This is a genomic window from Paraburkholderia sp. FW306-2-2C-D06C (assembly GCF_058781505.1).
Genome location: NZ_JBYSWU010000022.1, coordinates 78,956 through 103,655 on the forward strand (window position 1 = coordinate 78,956; position 24,700 = coordinate 103,655).

At 58.5% G+C, this 24,700-nt stretch carries 21 protein-coding genes; 9 read left to right on the forward strand and 12 right to left on the reverse strand.

Features of this window, described 5'->3' with window-relative positions:
- Positions 1–7: 7 nt before the first annotated feature.
- The 3 genes from rfbB to AC3WLT_RS18440 all read right to left on the reverse strand — a co-directional run bounded on the left by rfbB (position 8) and on the right by AC3WLT_RS18440 (position 3,508).
- Positions 8–1,069 (reverse strand): dTDP-glucose 4,6-dehydratase, encoded by a 1,062-nt coding sequence (rfbB, locus tag AC3WLT_RS18430; RefSeq protein ID WP_492593130.1) that lies wholly within the window; start codon positions 1,067–1,069, stop codon positions 8–10.
- Between the two features lie 375 nt (positions 1,070–1,444).
- Complete coding sequence (locus tag AC3WLT_RS18435) at positions 1,445–1,951, reverse strand: hypothetical protein (protein ID WP_492593131.1); 507 nt, start codon at positions 1,949–1,951, stop codon at positions 1,445–1,447.
- A 99-nt stretch (positions 1,952–2,050) separates the two neighbouring features.
- Positions 2,051–3,508: a UDP-glucose dehydrogenase family protein gene (locus AC3WLT_RS18440; protein WP_492593132.1), complete on the reverse strand. Its 1,458-nt coding sequence runs from the start codon at positions 3,506–3,508 to the stop codon at positions 2,051–2,053.
- Positions 3,509–4,217: 709 nt separating this feature from the next.
- Here AC3WLT_RS18440 and AC3WLT_RS18445 point away from each other — a divergent pair.
- On the forward strand, positions 4,218–5,240 hold the full coding sequence (locus AC3WLT_RS18445; RefSeq protein WP_492593133.1) for a helix-turn-helix domain-containing protein: 1,023 nt from the start codon (positions 4,218–4,220) through the stop codon (positions 5,238–5,240).
- A gap of 854 nt (positions 5,241–6,094) precedes the next feature.
- Positions 6,095–7,030, forward strand: coding sequence for a UTP--glucose-1-phosphate uridylyltransferase GalU (gene galU, locus AC3WLT_RS18450; RefSeq protein WP_492593134.1), 936 nt, complete (start codon positions 6,095–6,097; stop codon positions 7,028–7,030).
- Positions 7,031–7,358: 328 nt separating this feature from the next.
- On the opposite strand, the gene AC3WLT_RS18455 is transcribed toward galU, so the two are convergent.
- The 3 genes from AC3WLT_RS18455 to AC3WLT_RS18465 all read right to left on the reverse strand — a co-directional run bounded on the left by AC3WLT_RS18455 (position 7,359) and on the right by AC3WLT_RS18465 (position 12,009).
- Positions 7,359–8,087 (reverse strand): carboxypeptidase regulatory-like domain-containing protein, encoded by a 729-nt coding sequence (locus AC3WLT_RS18455; RefSeq protein ID WP_492593135.1) that lies wholly within the window; start codon positions 8,085–8,087, stop codon positions 7,359–7,361.
- Positions 8,088–8,106: 19 nt separating this feature from the next.
- Positions 8,107–10,470: a YjbH domain-containing protein gene (locus tag AC3WLT_RS18460; RefSeq protein WP_492593136.1), complete on the reverse strand. Its 2,364-nt coding sequence runs from the start codon at positions 10,468–10,470 to the stop codon at positions 8,107–8,109.
- A gap of 1,251 nt (positions 10,471–11,721) precedes the next feature.
- Positions 11,722–12,009, reverse strand: a complete 288-nt coding sequence (locus AC3WLT_RS18465; RefSeq protein WP_492593137.1) for a hypothetical protein — start codon at positions 12,007–12,009, stop codon at positions 11,722–11,724.
- Here AC3WLT_RS18465 and AC3WLT_RS18470 point away from each other — a divergent pair.
- The 3 genes from AC3WLT_RS18470 to AC3WLT_RS18480 all read left to right on the forward strand — a co-directional run bounded on the left by AC3WLT_RS18470 (position 11,896) and on the right by AC3WLT_RS18480 (position 13,412).
- Positions 11,896–12,312 carry a hypothetical protein gene (locus AC3WLT_RS18470; RefSeq protein ID WP_492593160.1) on the forward strand — a complete coding sequence of 139 codons (417 nt, stop codon included), beginning with the start codon at positions 11,896–11,898 and terminating at the stop codon, positions 12,310–12,312. The two genes, AC3WLT_RS18465 and AC3WLT_RS18470, sit on opposite strands and share 114 nt — an antisense overlap.
- A gap of 406 nt (positions 12,313–12,718) precedes the next feature.
- Complete coding sequence (locus AC3WLT_RS18475; protein WP_492593138.1) at positions 12,719–12,973, forward strand: hypothetical protein; 255 nt, start codon at positions 12,719–12,721, stop codon at positions 12,971–12,973.
- A 103-nt stretch (positions 12,974–13,076) separates the two neighbouring features.
- Entirely contained in the window at positions 13,077–13,412 is a 336-nt protein-coding gene (locus AC3WLT_RS18480; RefSeq protein WP_492593139.1) for a hypothetical protein, read from the forward strand.
- Between the two features lie 46 nt (positions 13,413–13,458).
- On the opposite strand, the gene AC3WLT_RS18485 is transcribed toward AC3WLT_RS18480, so the two are convergent.
- Both AC3WLT_RS18485 and AC3WLT_RS18490 read right to left on the reverse strand, forming a co-directional pair.
- Positions 13,459–13,851, reverse strand: coding sequence for an IclR family transcriptional regulator domain-containing protein (locus tag AC3WLT_RS18485; protein WP_492593161.1), 393 nt, complete (start codon positions 13,849–13,851; stop codon positions 13,459–13,461).
- Positions 13,833–14,324, reverse strand: a complete 492-nt coding sequence (locus AC3WLT_RS18490; RefSeq protein WP_492593140.1) for an Lrp/AsnC family transcriptional regulator — start codon at positions 14,322–14,324, stop codon at positions 13,833–13,835. The genes AC3WLT_RS18485 and AC3WLT_RS18490 overlap by 19 nt, the downstream gene beginning before the upstream one ends.
- 158 nt (positions 14,325–14,482) lie before the next feature.
- Here AC3WLT_RS18490 and glmS point away from each other — a divergent pair, with 158 nt between their 5' ends.
- The gene (glmS, locus tag AC3WLT_RS18495; protein ID WP_492593141.1) at positions 14,483–16,312 is read left to right on the forward strand and encodes a glutamine--fructose-6-phosphate transaminase (isomerizing); all 1,830 of its coding nucleotides are present in this window, start codon (positions 14,483–14,485) and stop codon (positions 16,310–16,312) included.
- A 179-nt stretch (positions 16,313–16,491) separates the two neighbouring features.
- Here glmS and AC3WLT_RS18500 read toward each other — a convergent pair whose 3' ends face one another.
- Entirely contained in the window at positions 16,492–17,463 is a 972-nt protein-coding gene (locus tag AC3WLT_RS18500; RefSeq protein WP_492593142.1) for an AraC family transcriptional regulator, read from the reverse strand.
- 94 nt (positions 17,464–17,557) lie between these two features.
- Between AC3WLT_RS18500 and AC3WLT_RS18505 the strand changes: the two genes are divergently transcribed.
- On the forward strand, positions 17,558–18,391 hold the full coding sequence (locus AC3WLT_RS18505) for an oxidoreductase (RefSeq protein WP_492593143.1): 834 nt from the start codon (positions 17,558–17,560) through the stop codon (positions 18,389–18,391).
- Between the two features lie 207 nt (positions 18,392–18,598).
- On the opposite strand, the gene AC3WLT_RS18510 is transcribed toward AC3WLT_RS18505, so the two are convergent.
- Positions 18,599–19,540: a LysR family transcriptional regulator gene (locus AC3WLT_RS18510; RefSeq protein ID WP_492593144.1), complete on the reverse strand. Its 942-nt coding sequence runs from the start codon at positions 19,538–19,540 to the stop codon at positions 18,599–18,601.
- Between the two features lie 146 nt (positions 19,541–19,686).
- On the opposite strand from AC3WLT_RS18510, the gene AC3WLT_RS18515 reads away from it, so the two are divergent.
- Positions 19,687–20,451 carry a molybdate ABC transporter substrate-binding protein gene (locus AC3WLT_RS18515; protein WP_492593145.1) on the forward strand — a complete coding sequence of 255 codons (765 nt, stop codon included), beginning with the start codon at positions 19,687–19,689 and terminating at the stop codon, positions 20,449–20,451.
- A gap of 177 nt (positions 20,452–20,628) precedes the next feature.
- Here AC3WLT_RS18515 and AC3WLT_RS18520 read toward each other — a convergent pair whose 3' ends face one another.
- Positions 20,629–21,333, reverse strand: a complete 705-nt coding sequence (locus AC3WLT_RS18520) for a hypothetical protein (RefSeq protein ID WP_492593146.1) — start codon at positions 21,331–21,333, stop codon at positions 20,629–20,631.
- 505 nt (positions 21,334–21,838) lie between these two features.
- Between AC3WLT_RS18520 and lspA the strand changes: the two genes are divergently transcribed.
- Positions 21,839–22,348 (forward strand): signal peptidase II, encoded by a 510-nt coding sequence (gene lspA, locus AC3WLT_RS18525; RefSeq protein ID WP_492593147.1) that lies wholly within the window; start codon positions 21,839–21,841, stop codon positions 22,346–22,348.
- 498 nt (positions 22,349–22,846) lie between these two features.
- On the opposite strand, the gene atzF is transcribed toward lspA, so the two are convergent.
- Positions 22,847–24,694: an allophanate hydrolase gene (atzF, locus tag AC3WLT_RS18530; RefSeq protein ID WP_492593148.1), complete on the reverse strand. Its 1,848-nt coding sequence runs from the start codon at positions 24,692–24,694 to the stop codon at positions 22,847–22,849.
- Positions 24,695–24,700: the final 6 nt, after the last annotated feature.

The following is a 24,700-nucleotide window of genomic DNA, read 5'->3' on the forward strand; positions in this document are numbered from 1 at the left end:
CGTGCCCTTACGCGCGCTGCGCGTAGTTGGTCTCAACCCACTTCCGGTACTCACCCGAAGCGACTTCGTCGGACCATGCCTGATTGTCCAGGTACCACTGAACCGTCTTCGCGAGGCCGGTTTCAAACGTTTCAGCCGGCTTCCAGCCGAGCTCGCGCTCGAGCTTGCGGGCGTCGATCGCATAGCGGCGGTCGTGGCCCGGACGATCCGTCACATAGGTGATCTGATCGCGGTACGAGGCGCCCGCCTTCGGCCGCAACTGATCGAGCAGATCGCACAGCGTGTGCACGACATCGAGGTTCTTCTTCTCGTTCCAGCCGCCGATGTTGTACGTCTCGCCCGGCACGCCGCGCGCGAGCACTTCGCGGATCGCGCTGCAATGGTCGCCGACATACAGCCAGTCGCGCACGTTCTGACCGTCGCCGTACACCGGAAGCGCCTTGCCACCCAGCGCATTGGCGATCATCAGCGGAATCAGCTTCTCGGGGAACTGGTACGGACCGTAGTTGTTCGAGCAGTTGGTGGTGAGCACCGGCAGGCCATACGTGTGATGGTAGGCACGCACCAGATGGTCGGAACCCGCCTTGGTGGCCGAATAGGGGCTATTCGGCGCGTACGGCGTGGTTTCGGAGAATTGCGGATCGGTAGCGGAGAGCGAACCGAACACTTCGTCGGTCGAGACGTGCAGGAAGCGGAACGCGGCCTTGTCGGCGTCGCCGAGCGCATTCCAGTAGCTGCGGGTCGCTTCGAGCAACGTGAAGGTGCCGACCACATTGGTTTGCACGAAATCGGCCGGGCCGTGAATCGAGCGATCCACGTGGCTTTCCGCAGCAAAGTGCAGCACGGCGCGCGGCTTGTGTTCGGCGAAGAGCGCGTCGAGCGCAGCACGATCGCAGATATCGGCCCGCACGAAAACATGGCGGGGATTGGCCTGTTGCGACTTGAGCGTACCGAGATTGCCGGCGTAGGTCAGCTTGTCGACGTTCAGCACTGCTTCGTCCGACGCATTGAGCCAGTCGAGCACGAAATTGGCGCCGATAAAGCCGGCGCCGCCCGTTACCAGGATCATGAGGTTTCCTTTGGACGTTGGGGTCCACATTCGATTGATTTTCCGGAATTTCTTTGCATGAAATCGTTTCAAGAGACGGCTTCAAAAAGACCCGATGCGGCCGTTATCAGTTTCGGCGAGCTGTTAGCCGTGACTACCATGACTGTCGTAACAGACGGAGCAAGGGGATGGACAAGCCAATCATTGATGACGAACTGTCCGCGCTGATCGAAACTCTGTTGCCTACCGCAAGGGCACGCCGTTTATGGCATCCCGGTTGCAAGCCCTTACCGGATGGGCGGCTTTAACGCGCATCCTGGTTGGGTTCAATTGAACATTTGTGTTTGTACTTCGATCCGCCGCTCGAGGCGATAAGACAGGCGAGTAGCGAATTCCTTACCAAGGAGATCTGTAGACGGAACCCGCTGTGTGCACGGCGGTTGAACTGCTGAATGAATCGAGTTGCGAGGTGGACGATGAGTATCGGGTAGCAGCAGCCCGTTCGAGCGCATGGGATTTGCGCGGCGCCCCGATGAGACGCCCACTACTTACATCATCGCGTGTTGTCGTTTCCGCCGAGGAAGGGTTCCCGCGATCGTTTAACTTGGGCGACAGCAATTGTTCAACCGGCGTGAGCCTGTAGCTGGCCGTCTGGTCTTCGTCCGGTTCGTTGCCTTCGTCAGGCTCGTTGCTAAGGCCCGACAGGTATCTATTCTCATAGTCATGCGGCGCACCTAACAGGGGGCTCAAGGATGACTTTGGCGCGGACTGTGCTTTGCGCAATTGGCTGCGGCGAGAATGCTGGTCCTGTGCCTTGTCCGAGCTGCTCTGTGCACTGGCCGATGCACAGGAGAGGGCGGTCACCATCAACGCTAACGCCACTAATAAGATTTTCATTTTCATACGCGGCTTACCCATTTACAGGTCGATCCATCAGCTCCATTGGCGCCGTCAGCGGCAAACCACAACGGATCGAAGTCACTCGCCTCGTTGGCGATCCGCCTACACGGGCACACGCATTTCAACGAGCGATTCCGGAGCATCTTGAACTCGACGTATGGGATGAACCGAAGCACCGCTTGCTGGCGGGTATGTCGTGCAGGCCGCCGCATCGCGGCCGATCGTGTAGTACGTCCAGCCGCTATCGCGCATCTCACCGGGGTCGTAGAGATTGCGTCCGTCGAATACGACCGTGTCATTCAGTGCCGCTTTCATCTGCTCGAAATCCGGGCTGCGAAACTCCTTCCACTCCGTCAGAATCACCAACGCGTCAGCGTTGCGCAGCGCCGCGTCGCGCTCTTTTGAGAAGTGGACGCGTTCGTAGCCGTCCGGGTCGAGATCTTCCGCTAACCTACGCCGGGCTTCCTCAAGCGCAACCGGATCGTACACGCTAATCGACGCGCCGCAGCGAATCAACTCTGAAATCAGTAGCCGGCTGGTTGCCGCCCGCATATCGTCGGTATTTGGCTTGAAGGCGAGGCCCCAGATCGCAAAGCGCTTGCCGTCGAGCATTTGCCCGAAGTGACGCTGGATCTTCTCGAACAGCACTGTCTTTTGCCGGTGGTTCACAGACTCGACCGACGCCAGGATATTCAGTTCCATGTCGTACTCGCTAGCGGTATGCATCAGCGCCTGTACGTCCTTCGGGAAGCAGGAGCCACCGTAGCCGCAGCCGGCGTAAAGGAAGCTGTAACCGATTCGGGGATCAGATCCGATCCCGCGTCTGACGTGCTCGATATCCGCCCCGACACGATCCGCGAGGTTCGCGAGTTCGTTGATGAAGGAAATGCGCGTTGCGAGCATGGCATTGGCCGCGTATTTGGTGAATTCGGCCGAGCGCACGTCCATGTGCAGCGTGCGCTGATGATTGCGATTGAACGGTGCATAAAGTTGCTCCATCACGCTCTTTGCGCGCAGACCAGACACATCGGATTCAGAGCCGATTACGATGCGATCCGGTCGCATGAAATCCTCGACCGCAGCTCCTTCCTTCAGAAACTCCGGGTTCGAGATCACCGCGAACTGCACATCTGTGCCGCGTTTCGTCAATTCCTCCGCGATCACGCTGCGCACTTTCTCCGCAGTGCCGACCGGGACTGTCGATTTGTCGACGATAACCTTGAACGAGGTCATGTGTTGGCCAATGTTGCGCGCAGCAGCAAGCACGTACTGCAGATCCGCGGAGCCGTCCTCGTCGGGCGGCGTGCCTACCGCGATGAACTGGATATCGCCGTGTGCAACTGACTTTGCGATATCGGTTGAAAATTTGAGACGTCCGGCGTCCCGGTTGCGGGCGATTATCTCCAACAAACCCGGTTCATAGATCGGCACAGTACCGCTGTTTAGCAGGTCAATCTTTGCTGCGTCGACATCGAGACACAACACGTCATTACCCAGTTCTGCGAGGCAGGCTCCGGTGACGAGGCCCACATAACCTGTTCCGACGATAGTGACTTTCATGGATCCGGGTGACGAAAATGGTTGAGATTTTCCGGGAAGAGGGGAGCTTATACACGCGTGCTACACGTGACCGCCGTAGTGCTGGTCCGACCTGCATGCATCTTTACTGAAGAAAACTTGCTTGGGGACGTTGTGGCGCCACGCGACAACGTAATTTCGGTTTTCGACACGGATAGGCTGGGCAGTGTCCTCGGTAATCAGGCGGTCACGGTCTCGCAGAACGGGTGCATGCCGATTGCATAGGCGATCGAACTTGTGCCGACGCAGCCGTTGCCCGTCAAATGGCCGCCCGGATTTGGACGGGCCGTTCACCGACCCACCTGCGCTGCGTCGCGTTGACGCTTTCAAGCCAGCATTCACTCACGGAACGAAAATCTCACGGTCGGCGAATCGTTCCGACGGCAAAGGACCATGCATTTTGATTAATGACACGCTTTCGTCAATTTAAAACTGAGAAAATTTATAATGTCAACGCAAATATTATGAACGAGCGTTTCAATTCATATCTGTTCTTCAGGAAACAGGTGCGTTCTCTCGTTCGCGTACTGCAACGATGCAGTGCGCGCAGAAATGGCTGTATCCGCCAACATGTTGGCTTATTCGGTCAGTGATATAACGACGCGTGCGATCTTTATGTACGATCAATTCCATCAATTAATTCAGCTCAAAGCAAGCTGGAAACGTCCAATTAAATTCCGGGGAAAGTGACATGGAGAGCTTCGCCGAGACGTGCCGCAACAGCGTAGCGCAGCCACACGTTTTGCCAGACGTGCGCACGGTGAGAAATATTGGCGTCGTCTTGTCTAGCGGCTTTGCGCTGCCGGAGGCAGCTGCAATCCTGGAGATATTCGAGTCGGTGAATGCGCTCATCGAGGCCGGGGCAACACGGAACGACAGAATTCGTTATAACGTTTGCCTCCTATCGGCTGGCGGTGGCAGAGTCGCCAGTTCGTCGTCTGTGTTCGTCTGGACCGAAAGCGTTGAAACCCGCCGCTGCGCAGACAATTTCCACGCGCTATTTATCGGCGGCGGCGAGGGGGGGCGCAATGCGGTGCGGGACGAACGCTTGACTACCTGGCTGCGTCGCGCGTGCCAACGCAGTTCACTGGTATTCCCGTTCGGCGAAGGACGCTTGCTCCTCGAAGCAGTCGGATTCGGACACGCGGGCGGCGGCCAGCGCTGCGGCGAACACGCCCGAGAAATCTCGAAGAACTTTCCCGGTCTAGGCTTTTCGACGGTCTCCGTCAGTCCATTGCGCAATGCGTTGGCGGTCGTTCAGGATGATTTCGGTGCTGAAATCACCCGCCAGATCGCCGATCGTGTCGCGCCGCAAGCTCTGCAGACGCGCCTCACCCCCGTCGTCGGCGAGAACGCGTCTGCTTACGTTAGCGTACAGATTCAGGCGTCCGCCAAGTGGCTGGAGGCGAACGGCGACCGGCCGATCGCCATTGACGAGGCGGCACAGGTCGCCGCCATGAGTGAGCGGAATTTCCTGCGGCGCTTCAAGATCGAAATGGGCGTCACGCCATCAGATTATCTGTTGTCGGTGCGGCTCGACATGTGCTGCCGCCTTCTTGTTGAGACCAATCTACCGATCGACAAGATTGCGCGTCGTTGTGGACTCGGGGGAGGTGGCTGGCTCGCGAAACTCTTCCGCAAGCATCTTGCGATTACGCCAACCGAGTATCGCGCCAGTAAGCGGGCCATGAGCACGTCGTCGCAGCGACTGTAAGCCATCAGTTTATGTTGGTTCGGTTGTCGTAAGGACCGCGGTAGCGATTTGTCCGGGTGTCGAACCTGTTTTGCGGTTGGCGGCACGGAGCGCTGCTGGGCGGGCTCGCGCTGTATTGAATGCAAATTGTAATCGTTTCGCGTCGCGTAAGGGTCGCGTAAGGGCTCGATCATCGGCGATGCAATGGCATCATCAATCCGATGACGGATAACAGGCCGCATTATAACGACAGAATCGATAATCAATTTTCTTTGCTTAAAGCCATTTTGATAATTTGCGACTTGTAACGCCTTCAAATCAGGAGGCTATGCACGTCATCAATTTATTGAATTGACTACCACGAGAAAAGGAGTCGGATGGCATCAAGAGTGGCACGCAAACGATTGCGACGTCCGTTAAAACGATTGCTATCTGAAAGTACTGAATAGTTTCAGTGAATAGTCTAGATTGTGGTGCGACAGAATCACTCTTTCGTGCCATTTTCTGAAAAAATCCGGATGCTTTCCAGCACTTATGGTTACCTTCAATATGGTGAGCCTATCCAGTCCGCTGGTCGTCTGAGAAACGGCAGGGGTAGCTCGTACGGGTGGCGGGCAGCTGCACGTCGGAGCTGGATCTTGCAGCTTCTCAAGCGAGCAAGCTTTTTTAACGTCGTGGCCAGCGGCGCGCGGCAATGATCACCTCGAACTGGCATCTCCACCGCTCGCACTTCAAATGAATGCCATAACGCGCTCGAAGTCCGCGCACTTTGCGCGGGCAAGCCGCCGGCGGCCGGGCGGGAAGCTGACGGCTGTCGGCAGCCCGTCGATGCGGAACTTCGACACCGAACCCATCAATGACATTCGGGATCTCTCATGCTAAAAGTTACAAAGGCGATATTCCCGGTAGCAGGTCTCGGCACCCGGTTCCTCCCTGCCACGAAGGCAAGCCCGAAGGAAATGCTGCCGATCGTCGACAAACCGCTGATCCAGTACGCAGTGGAAGAGGCGATGGCAGCCGGCATTACCGAAATGATCTTCGTCACGGGCCGCAGCAAGCGCGCAATCGAAGACCACTTCGACAAATCCTATGAAATCGAGGCGGAACTGGAAGCGCGCGGCAAGGACAAGCTGCTGGAACTGGTGCGCAGCATCAAGCCGAGCCATGTGGATTGCTTCTACGTGCGCCAGCCGGAAGCGCTCGGCCTCGGCCATGCGGTGATGTGCGCCGAAAAACTGGTGGGCGACAACCCGTTCGCCGTGATCCTCGCGGATGACCTGCTGTACGGCACGCCGCCCGTGATGACGCAGATGATCGAGGTGTTCGACCACTATCACAGCTCGGTGATCGGTGTCGAAGAGATCCCGGCCGCGGACACGAAGTCGTACGGCATCGTCGACGGCAAGGAGTGGGAAGACTCGATCATCAAGATGTCAGGCATCGTCGAAAAGCCGGAGCCGGAGGTGGCGCCGTCGAATCTCGGCGTGGTGGGCCGCTATGTGCTGAAGCCGCGGATCTTCGAACATCTGCGCGCGCTGAAGCCGGGCGCGGGTGGCGAATTGCAGCTGACGGACGCGATCCAGTCGCTGCTCGCCGACGAACAGGTGCTCGCGTACAAGTACCACGGCACGCGTTTCGACTGTGGCAGCAAGCTCGGTTACCTGAAGGCGACGGTCGAGTTCGCGCTGCGCCACCCGGAAGTAAGCGTTGAGTTTCAGGCGTACCTGGATGAGCATCTACCCCTGTTGTCCAAAACTGACTGTCGCGATTGGCGACCAGACGGGACAAACTTGTCTGCGCTGCATATGTAACGGGTCGAACTGGAGGCGCCAGTGATTGCGTCTGTGCAGGCTCGACACGAGTAAAAAAAAGCCTGCTCGTCCGGGGAGAGGAGCAGGCAAAAATCCGAGGAGTTACGGGGTTGATCTGCCTACCCCTCGGAGGACCAAGCGATAGCTTAGCCACTCGAAGTGCATTGGGGCGAGAGTGGCGGACAAGACTAAGCTTTTGACTGAATGCTGGGTTGCTGGACTGGCGAACACAACAGACTCGAATCAGAATGAATCTGTTGTGTCCGCAACCGGGCGCAATAGAACGCGGCGCAGATCGATTGTCAGGCCCCATTAACCGCTACTTCGTCTACTTCCCCGTTCCAGATCCGCCAGTACCACCCGTTGGAGTACCCGTCCCGCTGCCACTAGAAATCGGCGCGGCAGCTCCAGCCGCTGTAGCGGCAGCAGTCAACGAAGCCGCCGACTGCCCATTACTAGTAATCGCACCCTTGGTCTGCAGAGTATCGAGATCCGCATCCGCGCCGGGTTGCCCCGGAGTAAAAGAGACCGTCAGAAACGACGCTGACGAAACGGTGACTCCGTACGTCGTTTTGATCAGCTGCACGACTGCCGCCTCAGCATTCGCGATCACCGTGCTATTCGTCACAGCGTTCTGAAACGTCGCATTGCTGGAGATCCCAGACAGCAGCCCGCTAACCGTCGTACCGAGTTGCCCAGCCACATAGCTCAACAGTAACTCCGTCAGCGGCGTCACATTGAACGTTCCCGGACCTGTCGCCATCGAATGGATCGTGACTGCACCGTTCGATGCTGTAATTGCACAAGGGGGATCGAATGCGAACGTCGCTGAATACGCGCCGTTAGCGTTCGCCGTAGCGCTACTCGCACCGTTCTTGCACGTCAGTACGATGCTCGCATTCGCCAAAGGTGCGCCGACCGCAGCGGTGCCACTGATCGTGGCGCTAGGCGAACTGCCGCTACTGCCCCCACCACCGCAAGCAACCAGCGCACTGGCCGCAAGAGCCATCGATCCGAACTGTAGCGTGCGCAGCGTGGCGCCGTTAAGAAGCTTCATCTCTTATCTCCAAAGGAAGTCACTCACAATTGACTGGCACAAACGCATGTCCGTCGCTTACGCCCTGCAAACTGTTGCCGCAGACATCATGCCCAAGCGCTGCACCCTTCGAACTCGTGGGGGCGCCTACTTGCGGCTTTGGCTTCATCACGTCGCTATCAGGCCGTCCATAGCGCAGATACGCATCGCGCATCCGATAAAGTTGGGTTGCAAAATATTCACCGCTAAAGCGTCCCCGATTCAGCAAGAACTGCTGGGTGCTATAGGGGAAGCTCATGTTCTCCGCTGCATTCGCCGACAGATAGTTCGTCGACCCGACCCGTGTGCGGAAATCAAGCGCGAACTGTTCGGAGCCGTACACCTGACTGATCCCCGGCTTCATGCCCTGGCGCAGCGTGAGCGGGAAGCTGATCGCCGCTCCCACAAACGTACCCTGCCCGCTATGCTCGCCATGCACGCTGACGGATACATCGTCGAACCAGCGCGTCAACGTCGCGACCGGTCCCTTGTCGCCACCCACAAAGCGCGCGACACCCGCTTCAATCCACAATTTCCACGACGGCTGCACCCAGCGATACGTCAGCACTGCGTTCTTCTCGCCAGGCAATGCGTCATGACCTGGCTCGTGATGCAAATAGGCAAGCCGCAAGCGGATCAAATCAGGCCGGCCGGGCACGAACACGGTCGTTTCGTTTTGCACACCGAGATACGAATAGTTGAACTTGCCCACCGATGCCACGTTGAACACGCGCGGCATGATCCAGAAGCTTTGCGCCAGCGCGACCGCATTCAGGCCGCCGCGCAGGCGGTAGTTGCTAAAGACGCGGCCGTCGTCCATGTTCTTCGTGTTGTAGAGCGGCGCGATGTAGCTCGCGTACAGCTCCGCACCACGCCAAAGTGGCACGAACCCTTCAATGTTCGCTCCCAGTGAAACATCGAAGTTGCCGTACTCGGTGCCGTACAGGTAGCTGACGATCGGCTCGATCTGGATACGCGTCAGCCCGTGGCTGTGCTCATTGCCATACCACACTATCGAGTCGGCGTCGTAAGTCGGACGCGAGCGCATCGCCAGCGACGCACTTGCAGCTGACGGCGCGCCGCCGGCGACAAACTGTGCAAAAGCCTGGCGGTCGACGGTCACTTCACCTAGCGGCTCGTTCGCCTTTTTGATAACCACGTGAATCTTCTCGATACCGCCAGGCGCGTTCACGCTGGCCACGCCCAGCACGATACCCAGCGCGTCCGCTTCGTTCTGGTTGTAGCGATGGTTTTCGTACTCGACCACCAGATCGCGCCCACTAACTCCGACACGCACACGTTCGAGGCCCGCCACAAACAGTTGCCGGGCAATAGCGACGAGCGCGGACGTATCCAGCGCTTCCGGAATAGCAGCCGCCTGCGCATTCGATGATCGATCAGGCGTTGCATCGCTCAGCATCACGGACGCATACGACTGCAGTGGCGGCACATACGCAATCGGCGCGACGGTCAGCGCATTGGCATTGCTTGCGACCGCACGAGCGTCGATCGGCTGCAGGCTCGCAAGCCGGATCGGTTCGCTATCGCCCGCGTCTTCTGCTGCGTGCGTCGCTGGCACTTGCGGCCCCTCGCATAAACCATCGGCACAACGGTCGGCGCTAAAGCGTTTTCCGAGTGGAATCTGGATGCCCACCGAGAACGACGTACGCGGTGAAACACCGTTCGTCGAACGCATCGAGCGCATGAACGTGCCGATTACATTCGCATCGGCCAGCCAGCTAACGCGTGGAGACTGATAACGAACGCCGGCGTACGGTGTTTTCGAATCGTCTTCGGCAAGCAGCGACAAACCCGTATTCCACAGTGAGAGTTGCGCACCGCCGAACACACCGTCGAGGCGATCGCCCTGACCGTAACCGGCGGTCAAGGTCACCGGTCCGAACGCTTGCGACACCACACCATATTTCGAGCGGAAGAAGTGGGTCCGGCCGCCGACGTCGGTCACGCCAAACGCAATGCTTGGCTGATACTTGAAGAACTTTGGCACTTCAAATTTCACGTCACCCATTAAATGACGAAAAATGAAGTGATCCTCTCCGGAGAGCGGCACCGGAACATTACCCGGATAGTTCGCCAACCCACCGGAAAACTCCACATACGGCAGCAACCCGACTGCGCCCCAGTACATCTGCGAACCCGTCGCTTTCTTCCCGTAGCGCGGATCGATGTAATCGTTGTACTGCGCCTCTACCGTGCCTTCCGGCAATACAAACGCATACGGAATCACCAGACCGCCTGCCTGACCGAGCGAGTTCAGTGCTGGGTCGATGGCATGCGCGGACGCGGAGAATGCCAGTGCGGCGCCGAGTGCAAGCGCTCGTGGGGCGAATTCAGGTTGTTTCACGCGCAATTTGCTGAGCCCTTTTTATAATGAACACGTTGCCCAGACTCAAGGCCAACCCGATACCGGGATGCGCCCCAAGCCACAAGCTTCTTTCGAACAAAAAAGTTGTCACCGGCACGCACGAAGGCATGCAACGCCAGCAGCTATGCAGGCATCAAAAATTCGGCCAGGCGACCGCTTGTTATGGGACAACCGCTTGTCTTTAGCGCTGGAAGGTACTGCTTCGCTATTTCGTCGCCCAGCATCAAATGCACATGTTTCACCGCTCCGATATCGGGGGTGTTATCTGGAGAGCCTCGATCGCTGGGTTCGATCCTATAGAACCATTAAAAAATTCGATATCGGGTGGCCGAATCGGACCTCATATTGGCGAATGCAACCCTGGCGGCGCGAGTACCTTCTCGTGTCGCTAGCTTGCCGATTTTCATTCGGGAATGCTTCATGTGCATCTTGCATCGAGGCTTCGCGCAAATGGCGAAATCCCTCAGTGATTCGGCGGACGCGGCAAGATCAAAGCCGGAATATTCCATCCTGAGCGTCTCCGCTTTCAATTGATGCAGTGGCATTGCTCTAAGCGGCCATTCATGTGACAGGGGCTACGGCGTTTTCTTGTGTGCTTGTACCGGACGGCAATGCTAATTGCACATTGCGTCGCCTGGCTTCACTCGCAGCTATCCGCGATGAACCCAGTTGGGAAGCCGCTCGCTTCGTCGAGCGGAACATAAACGGGAGCTTGTATGGGTATCGTTTTTTCGACGCTTTCCAGACTTTGCTTTGCGTGGATCGTTGTCTATCTGATTTTCGGCGTTCTGTATTCCACATGGACCGTGACACAGCATCTCAACAGACTCGTTCGTATTGAATTCCGTTCGCGTCGTGTATGCGGATCAATAGACGCTGCCTGGCGACGCGTATTGAGGCAAATGAGACGGTACGCGGCTGCCGTGCTTCGGGTCGGCATCATGTCGTATTGCGTCTCCGTGTTTCTATCGTAGGCCGTGTTTCGGACAAAGGTACGATGCTTCGATTCGACACGCTGTCTGTTGTCGCGTTCGGTCAACACCGTGTCTCGATCCGCCACTCGCGTCCGCGATACATGCCTGTCAACCTATGATCTCAGCTGGCCTTCCGAGGGGAGGTCAGACGGACCCTCGGAACCCCTCGGAGTTTCGAGCCTGCCGCCCGGCGCGAGCAGGCTCACTTTTTCTCCACACGGCATCAGCAAGTACCCGCGCGTAAAATGCAGCCGCGCTATTGGTTACGCTTTGTTGGCCGCCAAGTCAAATAAGACAGGATTTCTAAGCGAGATCGTGCCCAGCCAGCACCGACAGCAATGCCGCGTTCCGCCTGTTCGTTCAGGGCGACCATCACGGAATAGATGTAGTCGACGCGGCTGACGATCCGCGCCTTGCCCGGAATCCGTTCATCTTCGATAGACTTGAGATTCGGTTCTACGCGAATGCGCCGATCGTTCTCCCGACGGGACACTGCATTGGTGTGCTGTCGGTGGCGGCATGCGAGCCCCGACAACTGACTCATATCCAACGAGCTGCATTGGACGGTCTGGCTCACATTGTCAGCACCTGTCTGCTCAACCCGTCTATGGGTGCTCTCGCCGGTTCTTTGTCCGGAAATGGATTCAATCTGAACACACTCCCGGAACAGGAAACAGACCTCGTCGTGCTGGCCAGTTCCGGTAGAGAGATCGGCTACATTAGCGACGCCTTTGCACGCTATATGGACAGCTCCTCGCTGAGCCTTGCGGGCGCCGTCCGGCAAGACGTATCAGATCGAAAGATCGCGCGCACCATCACCGGAGGCCTTGGACGTTCGCTCGGATAGCCGGAATGGCGGTATAGGTCTCTTTTAGACCGAAAGCATCGGCAATAATCGCATGGCCGCTCGCTCATTTCATTGCCGCTGGCAGCCAATTCCGTGGCCTTGTCCGCCACTATGATCGCCATAAATTTCTGTCGGTCTATGATCGTGACCGGTCATCTCAGGGAATTCCTTCATAGCGCTCTCGGAGATTTAGCTTGCCGCCTCCCGAGGGCGAGCAGGACTTTTTCAATTATTCAGTTGAGTTCGTGCATGGGTGCGATCTGCCTAGTGGTATATGAACGGTTCTGACGTGGTATGCCTCGCAATTGCAGCGATTCTGATGGTGACATGGATTTGTCACTAGGGCTGGCTGGCGTGGCAATCCTGCTGCGGCGGAGCGCGGCGAATGCCACGAACGTAGAAAATCATGAACGAAATCGTTGACCTCATGAATGAGTACATGGCGATCCCTGATAAGGAGTCGCTATACGCACGTGTGCTGATGTCCTTCATTGCCGAGCGCGAACTGTGCGTGCGGCATGACCTGGAGAGACAAATCGAAGCGACCACGAGAGATCGAGGACACCTCGCGCGGCTGCGACATTTCACGCGAACTGCTCCGCTTGAACGCCTCGCCGAGCTATACGAAGAGAATTGTCCCAGGCGTAATGAAACAAGGTGATGCTCGTAGGGGAAACCGTCCTACGCTACTCATAACCCTCAGACGGCGTGCGTGTGACCGGCACGCCGACCGTCCAGACCTCAGCGACTAGTGAGAGTTACAAATGACCAAGATCGATTCTGTCGAAATTGCATCCGGAGTACTGGCAGCGAAGAGACTCATACAGAAGATTGAGTGCATTGTGAAATCCAGTCGAGACAACGAGGGCGGCGACTTCGACATAATCGCCATAGCGAATTTACTTGAAAGCGATGAGTTCACGTCGGACCTTCGACATCGTCGTGGCTTTGCTCTAGCTATGGCAGACGCTCTCGGCTCCGCTGTCGAAGTGGGCAATATCGATTCTACGATGTTGAATCCGCTGGACCGATTAGAAGCCTTCGACCCCGCCTCAGAGTTAGGGGGGCTGCGCTCGCCGACCTCCGCAACCCGCACGTAGTCATGTAAGCGTGTCGCCGTATTTACGAGCCGCTCGCTTTTCGCCTTCAACGCTCGCACAGTTGGCGCCGATGTCCGGGGCGCCCCTCACCCTGCGCTTCAACTGACGCGTTACCAGCCGTCACTGACCGGTTCGACTTCTTCCACGCCAGATTGATACCTGCCACGGTCAATTGCGAACCGACGCGCCGTGCGGCGTCGGCGAGTTCGGGGCCGAGCAGTTCGAGCCTTGCGAGACTCAGTCGATAGGCGGGGCCCGCGACACTCGGTGCGCCGCGCACCTGTCCTGCGGCATCGACGATCGGCGCGGCCACGCAGCGAACGCCCAGTACGATTTCCTCGTCGTCGATTGCATAGGCTCGCGAGCGTGTAATGCCGAGTTCGATCTGCAGACGCCGGCGATCTGTGCAAGCAAGCCGCTTTACCTGACCCTCTCGGATGAAACGGGCACAAGGGCATTAACCTCGAACTTGGCTCGATGCGTGGAGAAAAATGTCCGGACGTTGCGAATGTTCGAAGCGCTCGTGAACAGGCGGCGAGCGAGTTCGTCGTAAGCAGTCATGTCCCTCACGTCGGCGACCACGATGAAATCCGGTCCGGGCGACACCCGATAGCACTGCGTGACCGTCGGCTCCGCGCAGATGTAAATCTCGAAGGCCTCGTGATCTTCTGCCGTCTGCCGGTCGAGACTCACCTCGATGATCGCCGTCAGCGTCGCGCCGACTTTCGATTGATCGATGATCGCGATTTCACGCTGGATCACGCCGGTTTCCCGAAGCCTGTTCACCCTGCGCAAACACGTTGGCGGCGACGTATGCGCGCGTTCGGCGAGCTCGATGTTCGACAGCGAGCAATCGGTTTGCAAAATGCGGAGGATACGTAGGTCAAGCTCGTCGAGTGTGATGCCGGGCACACGTACCTCGCGATGGCCAGATTGATGAAATCAAATTTCACCACACTTCATCAATGGATCAAAATTTTATTTCTCAATAAATTATGAAGTTAAATTTCAAATGACCGACTTTACTATCGCAGCACCGGTTTCCAGTGAACCTTCTGCGGAGAAAAGTGATGTGTGGAATTGTTGGTGCAGTTGCACAACGGAACATCCTGCCGGACCTTGTTAACGGTCTGAAGCGGCTCGAATATCGTGGTTACGATTCATGCGGCGTCGCACTGTACCAGGACCGCGGACTCGTGCGCGCGCGCAGCGTCGATCGTGTTGCAACCCTGCAGCAGCACATATCGGAGCTGTCGTTGTCCGGCTATACCGGTATTGCCCACACGCGCTGGGCAACCCACGGCAAGCCGGTCACGGACAACGCCCACCCTCACTTCTCGCCTAACGCCGATTCGCCGAGGATCGCACTCTCGCACAACGGGATCATCGAGAACTATGAGGAACTACGTGCGACGCTTCAGGATCATGGATATGTCTTCTCGAGCCAGACCGATAGCGAAGCCATCGCCCATCTGATCGACTATCTGTACAACGGCGACCTCTTCGACGCCGTCCGGGAGGCGGTCGCGCGATTGCGCGGAAGCTACGCGATCGCGGTCATCTGCCGTGATGAACCCCATCGGCTTGTCGGCGCGCGCGACGGCATGCCGCTCGTGATTGGTCTCGGCGACGGAGAGAACTTCCTCGCATCGGATGCGATCGCGCTGTCGAGCGTGACGGACCGGATTGCATACCTGGAAAACGGCGATGTGGTCGACCTCCAGCTCCACCGCCACTGGATCGTCGATGCCGACGGACGACGCGTCGAACGTCCCGTACACGCGGTCGCCGCACACAGTGGTGCGGCCGATCTCGGCCTTTATCGCTACTACATGCAAAAGGAGATCTTCGAGCAGCCGCGCGCCGTCGCCGACACTTTGCAGGACGTGTCGTCGATCATGCCGGAGCTGTTTGGTGACAACGCATGGCGCTTGCTGAATTCCGTGGACTCAGTCGTGCTCCTCGCGTGCGGCGGCAGTTTTCATGCTGCGCTGACGGCCAAATACTGGATTGAGAGCCTGGCGCACTTACCCGTAAGCGTCGAGATTGCGAGCGAATACCGATATCGCGAAAGCGTGGCGAACCCGAACACCCTCGTGATCGCGGTCTCGCAAAGCGGTGAGACTGCCGATGTTCTCGGAGCAATCCATGTCGCGAAACATCTGGGCATGGTGAAGACCTTGGCGATCTGCAATGTACCGACCAGCGCGCTCGTCCGTGAATGCGCATTGAATTTCATCACGCGCGCCGGTATCGAAATCGGCGTCGCGTCGACCAAGGCGTTCACGACCCAACTCGTCGCACTCTTCATGCTTGCGCTGACGTTGGCGCAAGTCCGTGGTCGTCTGTCCGACGACGACGAGCGAATGCATCTGCGTGCGCTGCGTCATCTCCCGGACGCGATGAGCAAGGTGCTCGCGCTTGAGCCGCACATCATCGCGTGGTCGGAAGTCCTCACCCGAAAGGAAAACATCCTGTTCCTGGGGCGAGGCATGCATTATCCGGTCGCACTGGAAGGCGCGTTGAAGATGAAAGAAATCTCATACATCCACGCCGAAGGGTATGCCGCCGGAGAGCTGAAACATGGTCCTCTGGCGTTGATCTGCGACCAGATGCCGGTGGTCGCCGTCGCACCGAACGACCGACTGCTCGAAAAACTCAAGTCGAACATGCATGAAGTCAGCGCGCGTAGTGGAAAGCTTTTTGTGTTCGCGGATAGCGACTGTGGAATTTCGCCGAGTCCCGATGTCGAAGTCATCCGGCTGACCGAATACTACGGTTTGCTGTCGCCAATCCTGCACACCATCCCGATGCAATTACTCGCGTTTCATGCAGCGCTCGCACGCGGCACCGATATTGACAAGCCCCGGAATCTTGCGAAATCGGTAACGGTTGAATAATGGGCTATGGCGAGAATCGGGTTGTCGCCTGGATTCGCGTGCCGCCGCACAACGTCAGGCGCAGTTCGGCCAGTAACAGTCCTCCATGACGACGTTGTGGGCGCCTTGCTTCTCACCGTCTAGCAGACATTCGTGGATGTCCGATCACTGATCTACGATCAAATCGAACCGCGCCAAATTCAGTGCGACGAGACATAAGCCGTATCAGCGAATACTGCCGGGATCGCGAAGCTCTCGCGCATACGCTTAGCCTCTGCGGCCGGCGTCAAGCCAAACAGACGCCTGAATTCCCTGCTGAACTGGGACGGGCTCGCGTAACCCACAGCGTGTCCCGCCGCCTCCGCGGTCAGCTCCTTGCGCACCATTAACAGGCGAGCCTGATGAAGGCGCGTCGACTTCACGTATTGCATCGGCGACACCTGCGTAATTGCCTTGAAGTGGCTGTGGAAACTCGGAATGCTCATACCCGCTTCGTCGGCCAGTTGCCTTACGTCGAGGGGCTGCGCATAGCTTGCATGAATCAGGCGGAGTGAGCGGCCTATCTGGCCGAACTGTCCTCGCATCGCCAAAGCCTCGCGCAACGAGCTTCCCTGAGCTCCGGTGAGCACCCGGAAATACAGTTCACGCAGCAGCCCGGCGCCCAACACAGCAGCTTCGAGTGGCCGATGCATCGCCTCGAGGAAGCGCAGCACGGACGCTTGCATCGCGTCATCCATCGGCGTCGACATCATGCTCTGAGGTGCTGGTGTGCGCTCCGCCACGCCTTCGCGGTCGATCCGCTCCGCAAGTTCGGCGGCCAATGCGAAATCGAGGTGCAGATACAGCGCGAGCAGTGGGCGCTCCTCGGATGCGTCGGTCTCCATGCTGAACGGCACCGGCACGGACACGGCCAGGTAGTGACGCTCGTCGTACAGGTAGAGCTGGTCGCCGAAATAACCTCGCTTGCGGCCCTGGCAGACGATCACGATACCGGGGTCGTACAGAACGGGCGTGCGCGATAGCGCCCGGTTCGACCGCAAGATGCGGACGCTCGGCAGTGCCGTCAGGTTGTAGCCCTCGTCGGGCGCCAACGCGCGTAGCAGGGCAACCATGCGTTTCTGGCTTCCAGAGGATAGAGCTGGATGCTGGGTCGAAGCGCGTATCGTGTTCATAGTTTTATGCAAGAAAATCAGCGAAACTCGGCTTAATTTACCTCGCTCGTCAGATTAGCATGCACTTTCCAATCGACATTCGGGAGAAGCTTTAATGGCATCCAGCAAAACTCTGCTCATCACCGGCGTCAGCAGCGGCTTTGGCCGCGCACTCGCACAGGAAGCGCTGGCGGTGGGTCACAAGGTCGTCGGTACGGTGAGAAGTGCCCAGGCAAAGCGTGAATTCGAGTCCGTATCCGCGAATGCCGCTTGGGGACGTGTGCTCGACGTGACCGACTTCGACGCGATCGACGGCGTCGTGGCGGAAATCGAGGCTGGCGTCGGACCAATCGATGTGCTTGTCAACAATGCCGGCTACGGCCACGAGGGCATCATGGAGGAATCGCCGCTCTCGGAAATGCGCCGACAGTTCGATGTGAATGTGTTTGGTGCAGTCGCCATGATGAAGGCCGTCCTGCCATTCATGCGTGAGCGCCGCCGCGGCCACATTCTGAATATCACGTCGATGGGCGGTTACATCACGATGCCGGGAATCGCTTATTACTGCGGGAGCAAGTTTGCGCTGGAGGGCATCTCAGAGGCGGTTGGCAAAGAGGTCAAGCCCTTCGGTATTGCCGTGACGGCCGTGGCGCCGGGCTCATTTCGCACTGACTGGGCAGGTCGCTCGATGACGCGGACGCCCCGCTCGATTGCGGATTACGACGATATCTTCAACCCCATCCGCAAAGCCCGCGAGGAAAAAAGCGGCAAGCAATTGGGAGATCCCAGGAAAGCGGCGCGCGCAATGCTGGCCGCCATTGCTGTGGATCGCCCGCCCGCGCATCTTTTGCTCGGTAGCGACGCACTCGGGCTCGTGCGAGACAAGTTGTCGGCATTGAACGTTGAAATCGGTGCGTGGGAGGCTACCACCGTTTCGACGGACGGCTAATGACCGCCGAGGCGGAGAATCTGTCGAGAACCGTATCCCGCGGCGTCGGGTGCGAACGATGCGATGCTTGCCCGATGTGAAAGTCCGTTGGCAATGTGAAGCAGCCCTTTGTTCATAGTGTCGAGTCGGCGATTGGTCTGTGGTGCTTTCGTTACGGAGCAGCCGGTCAGCGCAACGACATTGTCGCCCGCCGCCGAGCTGAATCGTTCACTGAACAGCAGCGAGCGACTTTGCAAGCGTGCGTGCCTGATTCACAAACCGTTCGGCAACCGGACTCAGCGTGCAATTCTTCAACGTGATGATCATGGTAGGCACCTTCCATGTCGGCAGGTCTATCGGCAACACCTTGATCCACGCCTTGTCCGGGCCGAAACGCAGCAGTGAGTGCGGCATCACGGTCACGAATCGTCCGGTTTGTAGCAGGCTGCGCCGCAGATTGAGGGATCCGGTCAGAACGCGCGCGACCGGCAGTTCCGCATCGATCGCGCGGAATGCCTCGACCACTGGCGAATGCTGTCCGATCTCGTTGGGCGACAGGATCCATGGAGCGTCGACTAGCTCCGCGAGCACGGGCCGGCGCCGCGTCGCCCACTCGCTACGGTCCGACACCACGACCCTGAGCCGCTCATGAAACAGCGGCTCGCCATCCATGTCCGGGCCGGGAGCCGCCGTGAACGGTCTCGCGATAGCCAGTTCGCAGATACGTTCGCGCAGGAAATGCGCTTCCAAAACGGGCGCGTCGCCCGATGCAACCGAGAAGATGAGACGCGGATGCTGACGCGACATTCTCTCAACGATCGCGGCGGCAAACCCTGCAGTAATCGTCTCGACGCATCCGACGTGCAGCTCGCCTGCGTCAGGGTCAGCGAGGAACTCCATCTCGCTGATGCCGTGACGCAATTCGTCGAAAATCGCAGCGCCACGTTTGAGCAGTGCGCGTCCGAACACCGTCGGCTCCACACCATGCCGACTGCGATCGACGAGCCGCACACCGAGAACGCCTTCCAGGTCCGCGATAGCCTTCGAGACGGCCGGCTGGGACATGTGAAGCTGCTCGGCAGCCTTTCGCATCCCACCTGCATTGACCACCGTCATCAACGTGTCCAGATCGCGTAGTTTCAGTCGCCGCCTGAGTCGATCATTTTCCATTTCAACCCCTTCTATTCGATTTCCTGATCACGCGATCATAATTTGAAATCATCTGCTTATCACCGGACAGACTATGATTCCATCAGAAACGGTATTGCGAAGTCACTACGTTGTTGTCGGCGAAGGGATCAAACAAGGAGACTGCCATGGGAGTCCGTGTGCTGGCGAGCGTCTGCCTCGTCGCCCTGCTTGCCTTTACCCACACACCGACGGTAGGGGCCGATGGGCTCAAGGTACTCAGTACGCCCACATTGAAGTCGACCCTGGAAGAACTGGGGCCCGCATTTGAACAGCAAACCGGCCACAGGCTTGTCACCAGGTTTGACAACGCGGCAACGCTGAAACGGCAGATAGAAGCAGGCGAGGCGTTTGACGTAGCCATCCTCTTACCCGCGCAAGTCGACGATCTGATCGGGCAAGGCAGGATTGCTGCAGGGACACGCACCGACATCGCGAAAGCGATGGTCGGCATGGCGATGCGTGCCGGCGTGCCGCCCCTTGATATCAGCTCGGTAGACGCGTTCCGGCAGGCGCTGCTTGGTGCCCGCTCGCTCTCGTGGTCGCCCGAGAGCGCCAGTGGAGCGTATCTCCTCAGTCTCCTTGACCGGCTGGGGATCGCGGAGAAGGTAAAGCCCCGTCTCGTGGCAGTGCCGGGGGGTGACGTGGTCGAAGCCGTAGCAAAAGGCGCGGCCGATGCCACGGTTATAACCGTGCCAAACATCGTCGGTGTCCGCGGTGTCAGGCTGGTGGGTCTTCTCCCTCGGGAATTGCAGCACGACACGGTGTATTCGGCAGGCGTCAGCGCACACACAGGCGATGCCAAAGCCTCAGAGGCACTAATCCGGCTTCTCATGGAACCCAAAGCGACCTCTGTGCTTGAGGCTAAGGGCCTGGAGCGCGCAAGCCCGTGATCAAGTCGGATCAACGCGGCGCTCCAAACTGATTTCACGAATGTCCGCTCCACGCCTGCGAACTGACGGCTGCGAGTCAGGAGGGCGTATGTCTCCTCAGGGCCGACCGTCGCCGATCGCGCTGAACATGAGCCTGTCCACTCTGTCAGGGGCAACACCGCGGTGTGACCCTGACGATTAGTCAACCCGGCACCAACGACCAGAGTCTGGGCAAACAATGGCCTGTTCGCCGTTCAGCCTGACTTGCTCTTCATTCAGTTGTAACGAGGTCGAAGGGGCGATGTCGAAGGCAACCTTAAGTGCGTGCCCGACATGGGCATCTTCGATGGGAAGCTCCCAGGTCAGGAATATCTGGATGTAATCCTGGTCCGGCGCGAAGTCGGCCACATTAAAACCGCTGCTGCTGCGCTGAATTACGCCATGAGGCTGGCCCGTATCGAAGATCACAGCCGTTCCGCGAGTCAGAGGAATGCGATGGCCCAACGAGGGGAAATGCAAGTCCAGACCCCTGTCCTCGCTCAGGAAGAGATTGCAGAAGGCCGCACCGCCATATTGCGCGCCGTCATGGTGGTATTTCGCGCCGCGGCAGGCCATGAGAGCGACGTCACTGGAGGCAAGCACCGCGGGCAGTCCAAGCCCGCAGGTCCAATCGGACATTGCCTGCACGCAGCGCGTGTAGTCCGGCCAGCGCGCCCGTGCTCGCGCCAAAGGCATTACCTCGACGTCCCCGGGCTCCAGGACCAGGCGCGACGATGTCTCCCTTTCCCAATCTGCAAGCAGACGTGCAGGGGGCACAGGCACGTCGACCATGCCTGATAGCACGATGTCGCTCACGCGTCGACTGCGGAGGGCGTCGCCACTCCAGAAATAGGAGGTCAGCATGTCTCGCACTCGATGCAGTTGAGGGGGGATTCATCTGGACCATTGTAACGATTCCAGGGGATCACTTCGGCGCAAATCGGCCACGAACGGGCATTCGACATCGCTAACCAGGTCGTCAACAATTGTGAGGCGCAAAGACGCGGGCACAGATTGCCCTATGCAAAGTAAATGGATTTCGCATTATCGATTGTCACTGTTGAGTTGAACGACTCCAGTTTCTATTAAATTCAGATGTTGCTTCGCGAATTTACTCAAGACGCGTGAATTCATTGATTTAGAATTCGCTCCTCGCCGTGCATAATGTCCCGACCGCTGCCAGGTGGAATGTTCGAATGGAACAGACTCGCGCTTACCGACAAGAAACTGTACGCGACGGCCGCGTGCGTCACCAGTCAGTGGATTGCACTGCACGGTGGTCCTTCCGCTGCGGTTGCCGTGGTGTCAATGGTTGCTGGCGGCGTCGATTTTCGTATCGCTTCGCGCTAGAGCGATAAGGGGAGCCAAGATGTCTTTCAAGCGAAGACTTGTTTGGGTGTTAGTCGCGGCGCTGACGTGGATCATCGCAGACCAACTGACCAAGGCAGTGTTTAAGGGCATCCTGAAGCCAGGTGATCTGTTCTCGCTGCTGGCTGGAAGTATTTTGATCCTTCCGTCTTACAACCACGGCGCTTTCCTTAGCCTCGGGGCAGCGCTCTCAGAGAAGACCCGTGACCTTGCCTTTATTTACGGAAATCTGGTGATTCTTGCGGGGCTGTTCGTTTGGGGTATTCGCTCGGGCAGGCTTCGGCGAATTGAACTCGTGGCCATTGCGAGCATTGTGGGCGGAGGTCTCAGCAATTTGCTGGACCGGGTCTTTTGCAGCGGTCAGGTGTTCGACTTTATAAACATGGGCATCGGCAATCTGCGCACCGGCATATTCAACGTCGCCGATATCGGAATTACACTCGGTGTGGTTTTACTATTCTTTGGAAACATCCGGCGCAATGCTGCCACACCCGTCTCTGTACATACATGAATCAAGCGGAGTATGGCGGTGAAGATCACTCTCTCGTGGGGCTGAAAAGGCGCGGGCCAGTTCGAACTAAAAATGCTGCTACTCTACAAACTTGTTCTCGGCCCCGTTCTCTTGATACAGGCGCGCAGGTTAAGGCGAACCGCGCTGCGCCTGCCGGAAGCGGCAGGCCCCCGTTTCGGCATTGAGGGCGTGCGAGACGCCCAGCAACCGGCCGACATGAGACGACGGCCGACGAGGCTGTGACATTATCCCTACCCCTTGGTAGCTGCTTACACGGCAAGCGCTGGAGGCGGATTTACCTCTGGCTGCCCCGATAGACTACGATTAACCATAGTGAGCGGGGCGACTAGCGCGGCGGACGAAAACGAAAACAGATATCCCATCGAGCCTACGGTCGGGGTTCCGCGTAGCGACGCAGAGCAGGAGCATCTTTCATTTGACGAGTTCGGCTCTGGCCTCTTTGCCCGCATGAACCGGGATCGTGCGGGCAAGCAGAGCTTAGATGGGCGCCGCCGGCTGCGCATCCGGCCGACGTGCGCGTGATTTTTGCTCGCTGGCGAGCCATGCTCGCCAGCCGCCAAACTCCGTGATGTCGGCCCCGGACTCCAGCCCATACGATTCGCACACGAACCCTGTCACCCACTCGCCATTTGACAGTTCAATCTTCCCTAGTGCAAGCGGAGAAGGAATAGTCGTGATGAACGAACCCAATTCCAGGCTGGGCATCTCCCAGACCTCAATCGCGATCGCCGTGCCGCCGTCCGACACTCGCCACATTCCGGGCCGCCTTGTGCTATCCGGCGCGGCTGCCAGCGCAGACAACCGATAATGCGGCGCAGTTTGCGTAGCCTCTACCAGGTGTGCGCCACGGCAAACCAGGTCACGATTGAGCGGCAAACCCTGCATATGGGCGCCGCACACCGCGACCTTTACGCGATCGTTGTTCGCCTTGGGCCCGTCGCTCGCATCGGGTTTGCCGCCGCCGACGCATTCGATTCCGCTCATCCGTTGCAACGTGTCCGCCACGCTCAGCAGATACTGATCCGTGAACGCGCGGCCGAACACGGTGACGCCCCACGGCAGACCATTCGCCATGAACGCGGTCGGCGTCGCGACGGCGGCATAGTCGAGCAGATTCATGAAGTTCGTGTAGTAGCCGAGCAACGAGTTTGGCCGGATGGGATCGCGTTCCAGCTCCGCCAGCGTAACGGGACGCGGATACGTCGGCGTAAGAACGAGGTCGAGTGGTTCAAGCGCCGCGTCGCAGATCGCCTTCAATGCTTGCAGGCGATATTGCGCACGAAAGAGTTCGATTGCGGTCGCCCCTGGCGCCTTCGCCAACACATCGCGAATGACCGGCAACACGGCCTCCGGGTTCGCTTCCACCAACTCGCCTGTGACGCTGTAGCGCTCCGCGACCCACGGGCCTTCGTAGAGCAGGTTTGCCGCTTCGACGAACGGCGCGAAGTCGATTTCGACGGCCTCGCCGCCCGCCGCTTCGAGCATCGCGCGAGCCTTCGCAAACAACGCGGGGCTTTCAGTACAGCCCGCGAATTCGAGTTGCGACGGCACGCCGAACCGGAATGTGGCGAGCTTGCCGAACGCGCGTGCGTCGTTCCATTGCGGGTTCTTGCGGCTGTATGCATCGCGAGGATCGGCTTGGGCGGTGAGTGCCAGCAGTTCGCTGGCTTCGCGCGCGGTTGCTGTGAAGTACGTCACGCAATCGAGCGTGCGGCAGGCCGGCACGACGCCGGCAGTCGACAGCAGACCTTTGCTCGCCTTGAGGCCAACGAGGTTGTTCAATCCTGCCGGCACGCGGCCCGAGCCTGCGGTGTCAGTGCCGAGCGCGAAGCTCGCGACGCCCAGCGCGACGGCTAGCGACGACCCCGCACTCGATCCGCCCGATGGATAGTCAGGATGCACGCTGTTACGGCACTTGCCGTACGGTGAACGCGTGCCGTTCAGGCCAGTGGCGAACTGATCGAGATTGGTCTTGCCGAGCGGCACGGCGCCTAGCGCGATCAACTGCGCGACGAGCGTCGCCGACTCGGCCGGCGTATAGGCGAACGCGGGACAGGCGGCCGTTGTCGGAATACCGGCCAGATCGATGTTGTCCTTGATCGCGAACGGAATGCCATACAGCGGCAATGCTTCGATATCCTGTGTTTCCAGCCAGTCCAGATACGGCGCGACTTCCGCTTCGCTCAGAAGGTGGATGAACAGATGAAACTCGAGATCCAGTGCAGCGGCTTTCGCCAGCAACTCGCCGATCAGCTTGCGCGGCGTGAGCGTCCCGGCACGGTAAGCGGCGCGCAGCGTGGACAGGCGCAGATCGAATGAAGACATAAGTGT

Coding starts and splice junctions, on each gene's coding strand:
- rfbB (WP_492593130.1), bottom strand. CDS start 1,069: ATGATCCTGGTAACGGGCGGCGCCGGCTTTATCGGCGCCAATTTCGTG.
- AC3WLT_RS18435 (WP_492593131.1), bottom strand. CDS start 1,951: ATGAAAATGAAAATCTTATTAGTGGCGTTAGCGTTGATGGTGACCGCC.
- AC3WLT_RS18440 (WP_492593132.1), bottom strand. CDS start 3,508: ATGAAAGTCACTATCGTCGGAACAGGTTATGTGGGCCTCGTCACCGGA.
- AC3WLT_RS18445 (WP_492593133.1), top strand. CDS start 4,218: ATGGAGAGCTTCGCCGAGACGTGCCGCAACAGCGTAGCGCAGCCACAC.
- galU (WP_492593134.1), top strand. CDS start 6,095: ATGCTAAAAGTTACAAAGGCGATATTCCCGGTAGCAGGTCTCGGCACC.
- AC3WLT_RS18455 (WP_492593135.1), bottom strand. CDS start 8,087: ATGAAGCTTCTTAACGGCGCCACGCTGCGCACGCTACAGTTCGGATCG.
- AC3WLT_RS18465 (WP_492593137.1), bottom strand. CDS start 12,009: ATGAGTCAGTTGTCGGGGCTCGCATGCCGCCACCGACAGCACACCAAT.
- AC3WLT_RS18475 (WP_492593138.1), top strand. CDS start 12,719: ATGAACGAAATCGTTGACCTCATGAATGAGTACATGGCGATCCCTGAT.
- AC3WLT_RS18480 (WP_492593139.1), top strand. CDS start 13,077: ATGACCAAGATCGATTCTGTCGAAATTGCATCCGGAGTACTGGCAGCG.
- glmS (WP_492593141.1), top strand. CDS start 14,483: ATGTGTGGAATTGTTGGTGCAGTTGCACAACGGAACATCCTGCCGGAC.
- AC3WLT_RS18500 (WP_492593142.1), bottom strand. CDS start 17,463: ATGAACACGATACGCGCTTCGACCCAGCATCCAGCTCTATCCTCTGGA.
- AC3WLT_RS18505 (WP_492593143.1), top strand. CDS start 17,558: ATGGCATCCAGCAAAACTCTGCTCATCACCGGCGTCAGCAGCGGCTTT.
- AC3WLT_RS18510 (WP_492593144.1), bottom strand. CDS start 19,540: ATGGAAAATGATCGACTCAGGCGGCGACTGAAACTACGCGATCTGGAC.
- AC3WLT_RS18515 (WP_492593145.1), top strand. CDS start 19,687: ATGGGAGTCCGTGTGCTGGCGAGCGTCTGCCTCGTCGCCCTGCTTGCC.
- AC3WLT_RS18520 (WP_492593146.1), bottom strand. CDS start 21,333: ATGCTGACCTCCTATTTCTGGAGTGGCGACGCCCTCCGCAGTCGACGC.
- lspA (WP_492593147.1), top strand. CDS start 21,839: ATGTCTTTCAAGCGAAGACTTGTTTGGGTGTTAGTCGCGGCGCTGACG.
- atzF (WP_492593148.1), bottom strand. CDS start 24,694: ATGTCTTCATTCGATCTGCGCCTGTCCACGCTGCGCGCCGCTTACCGT.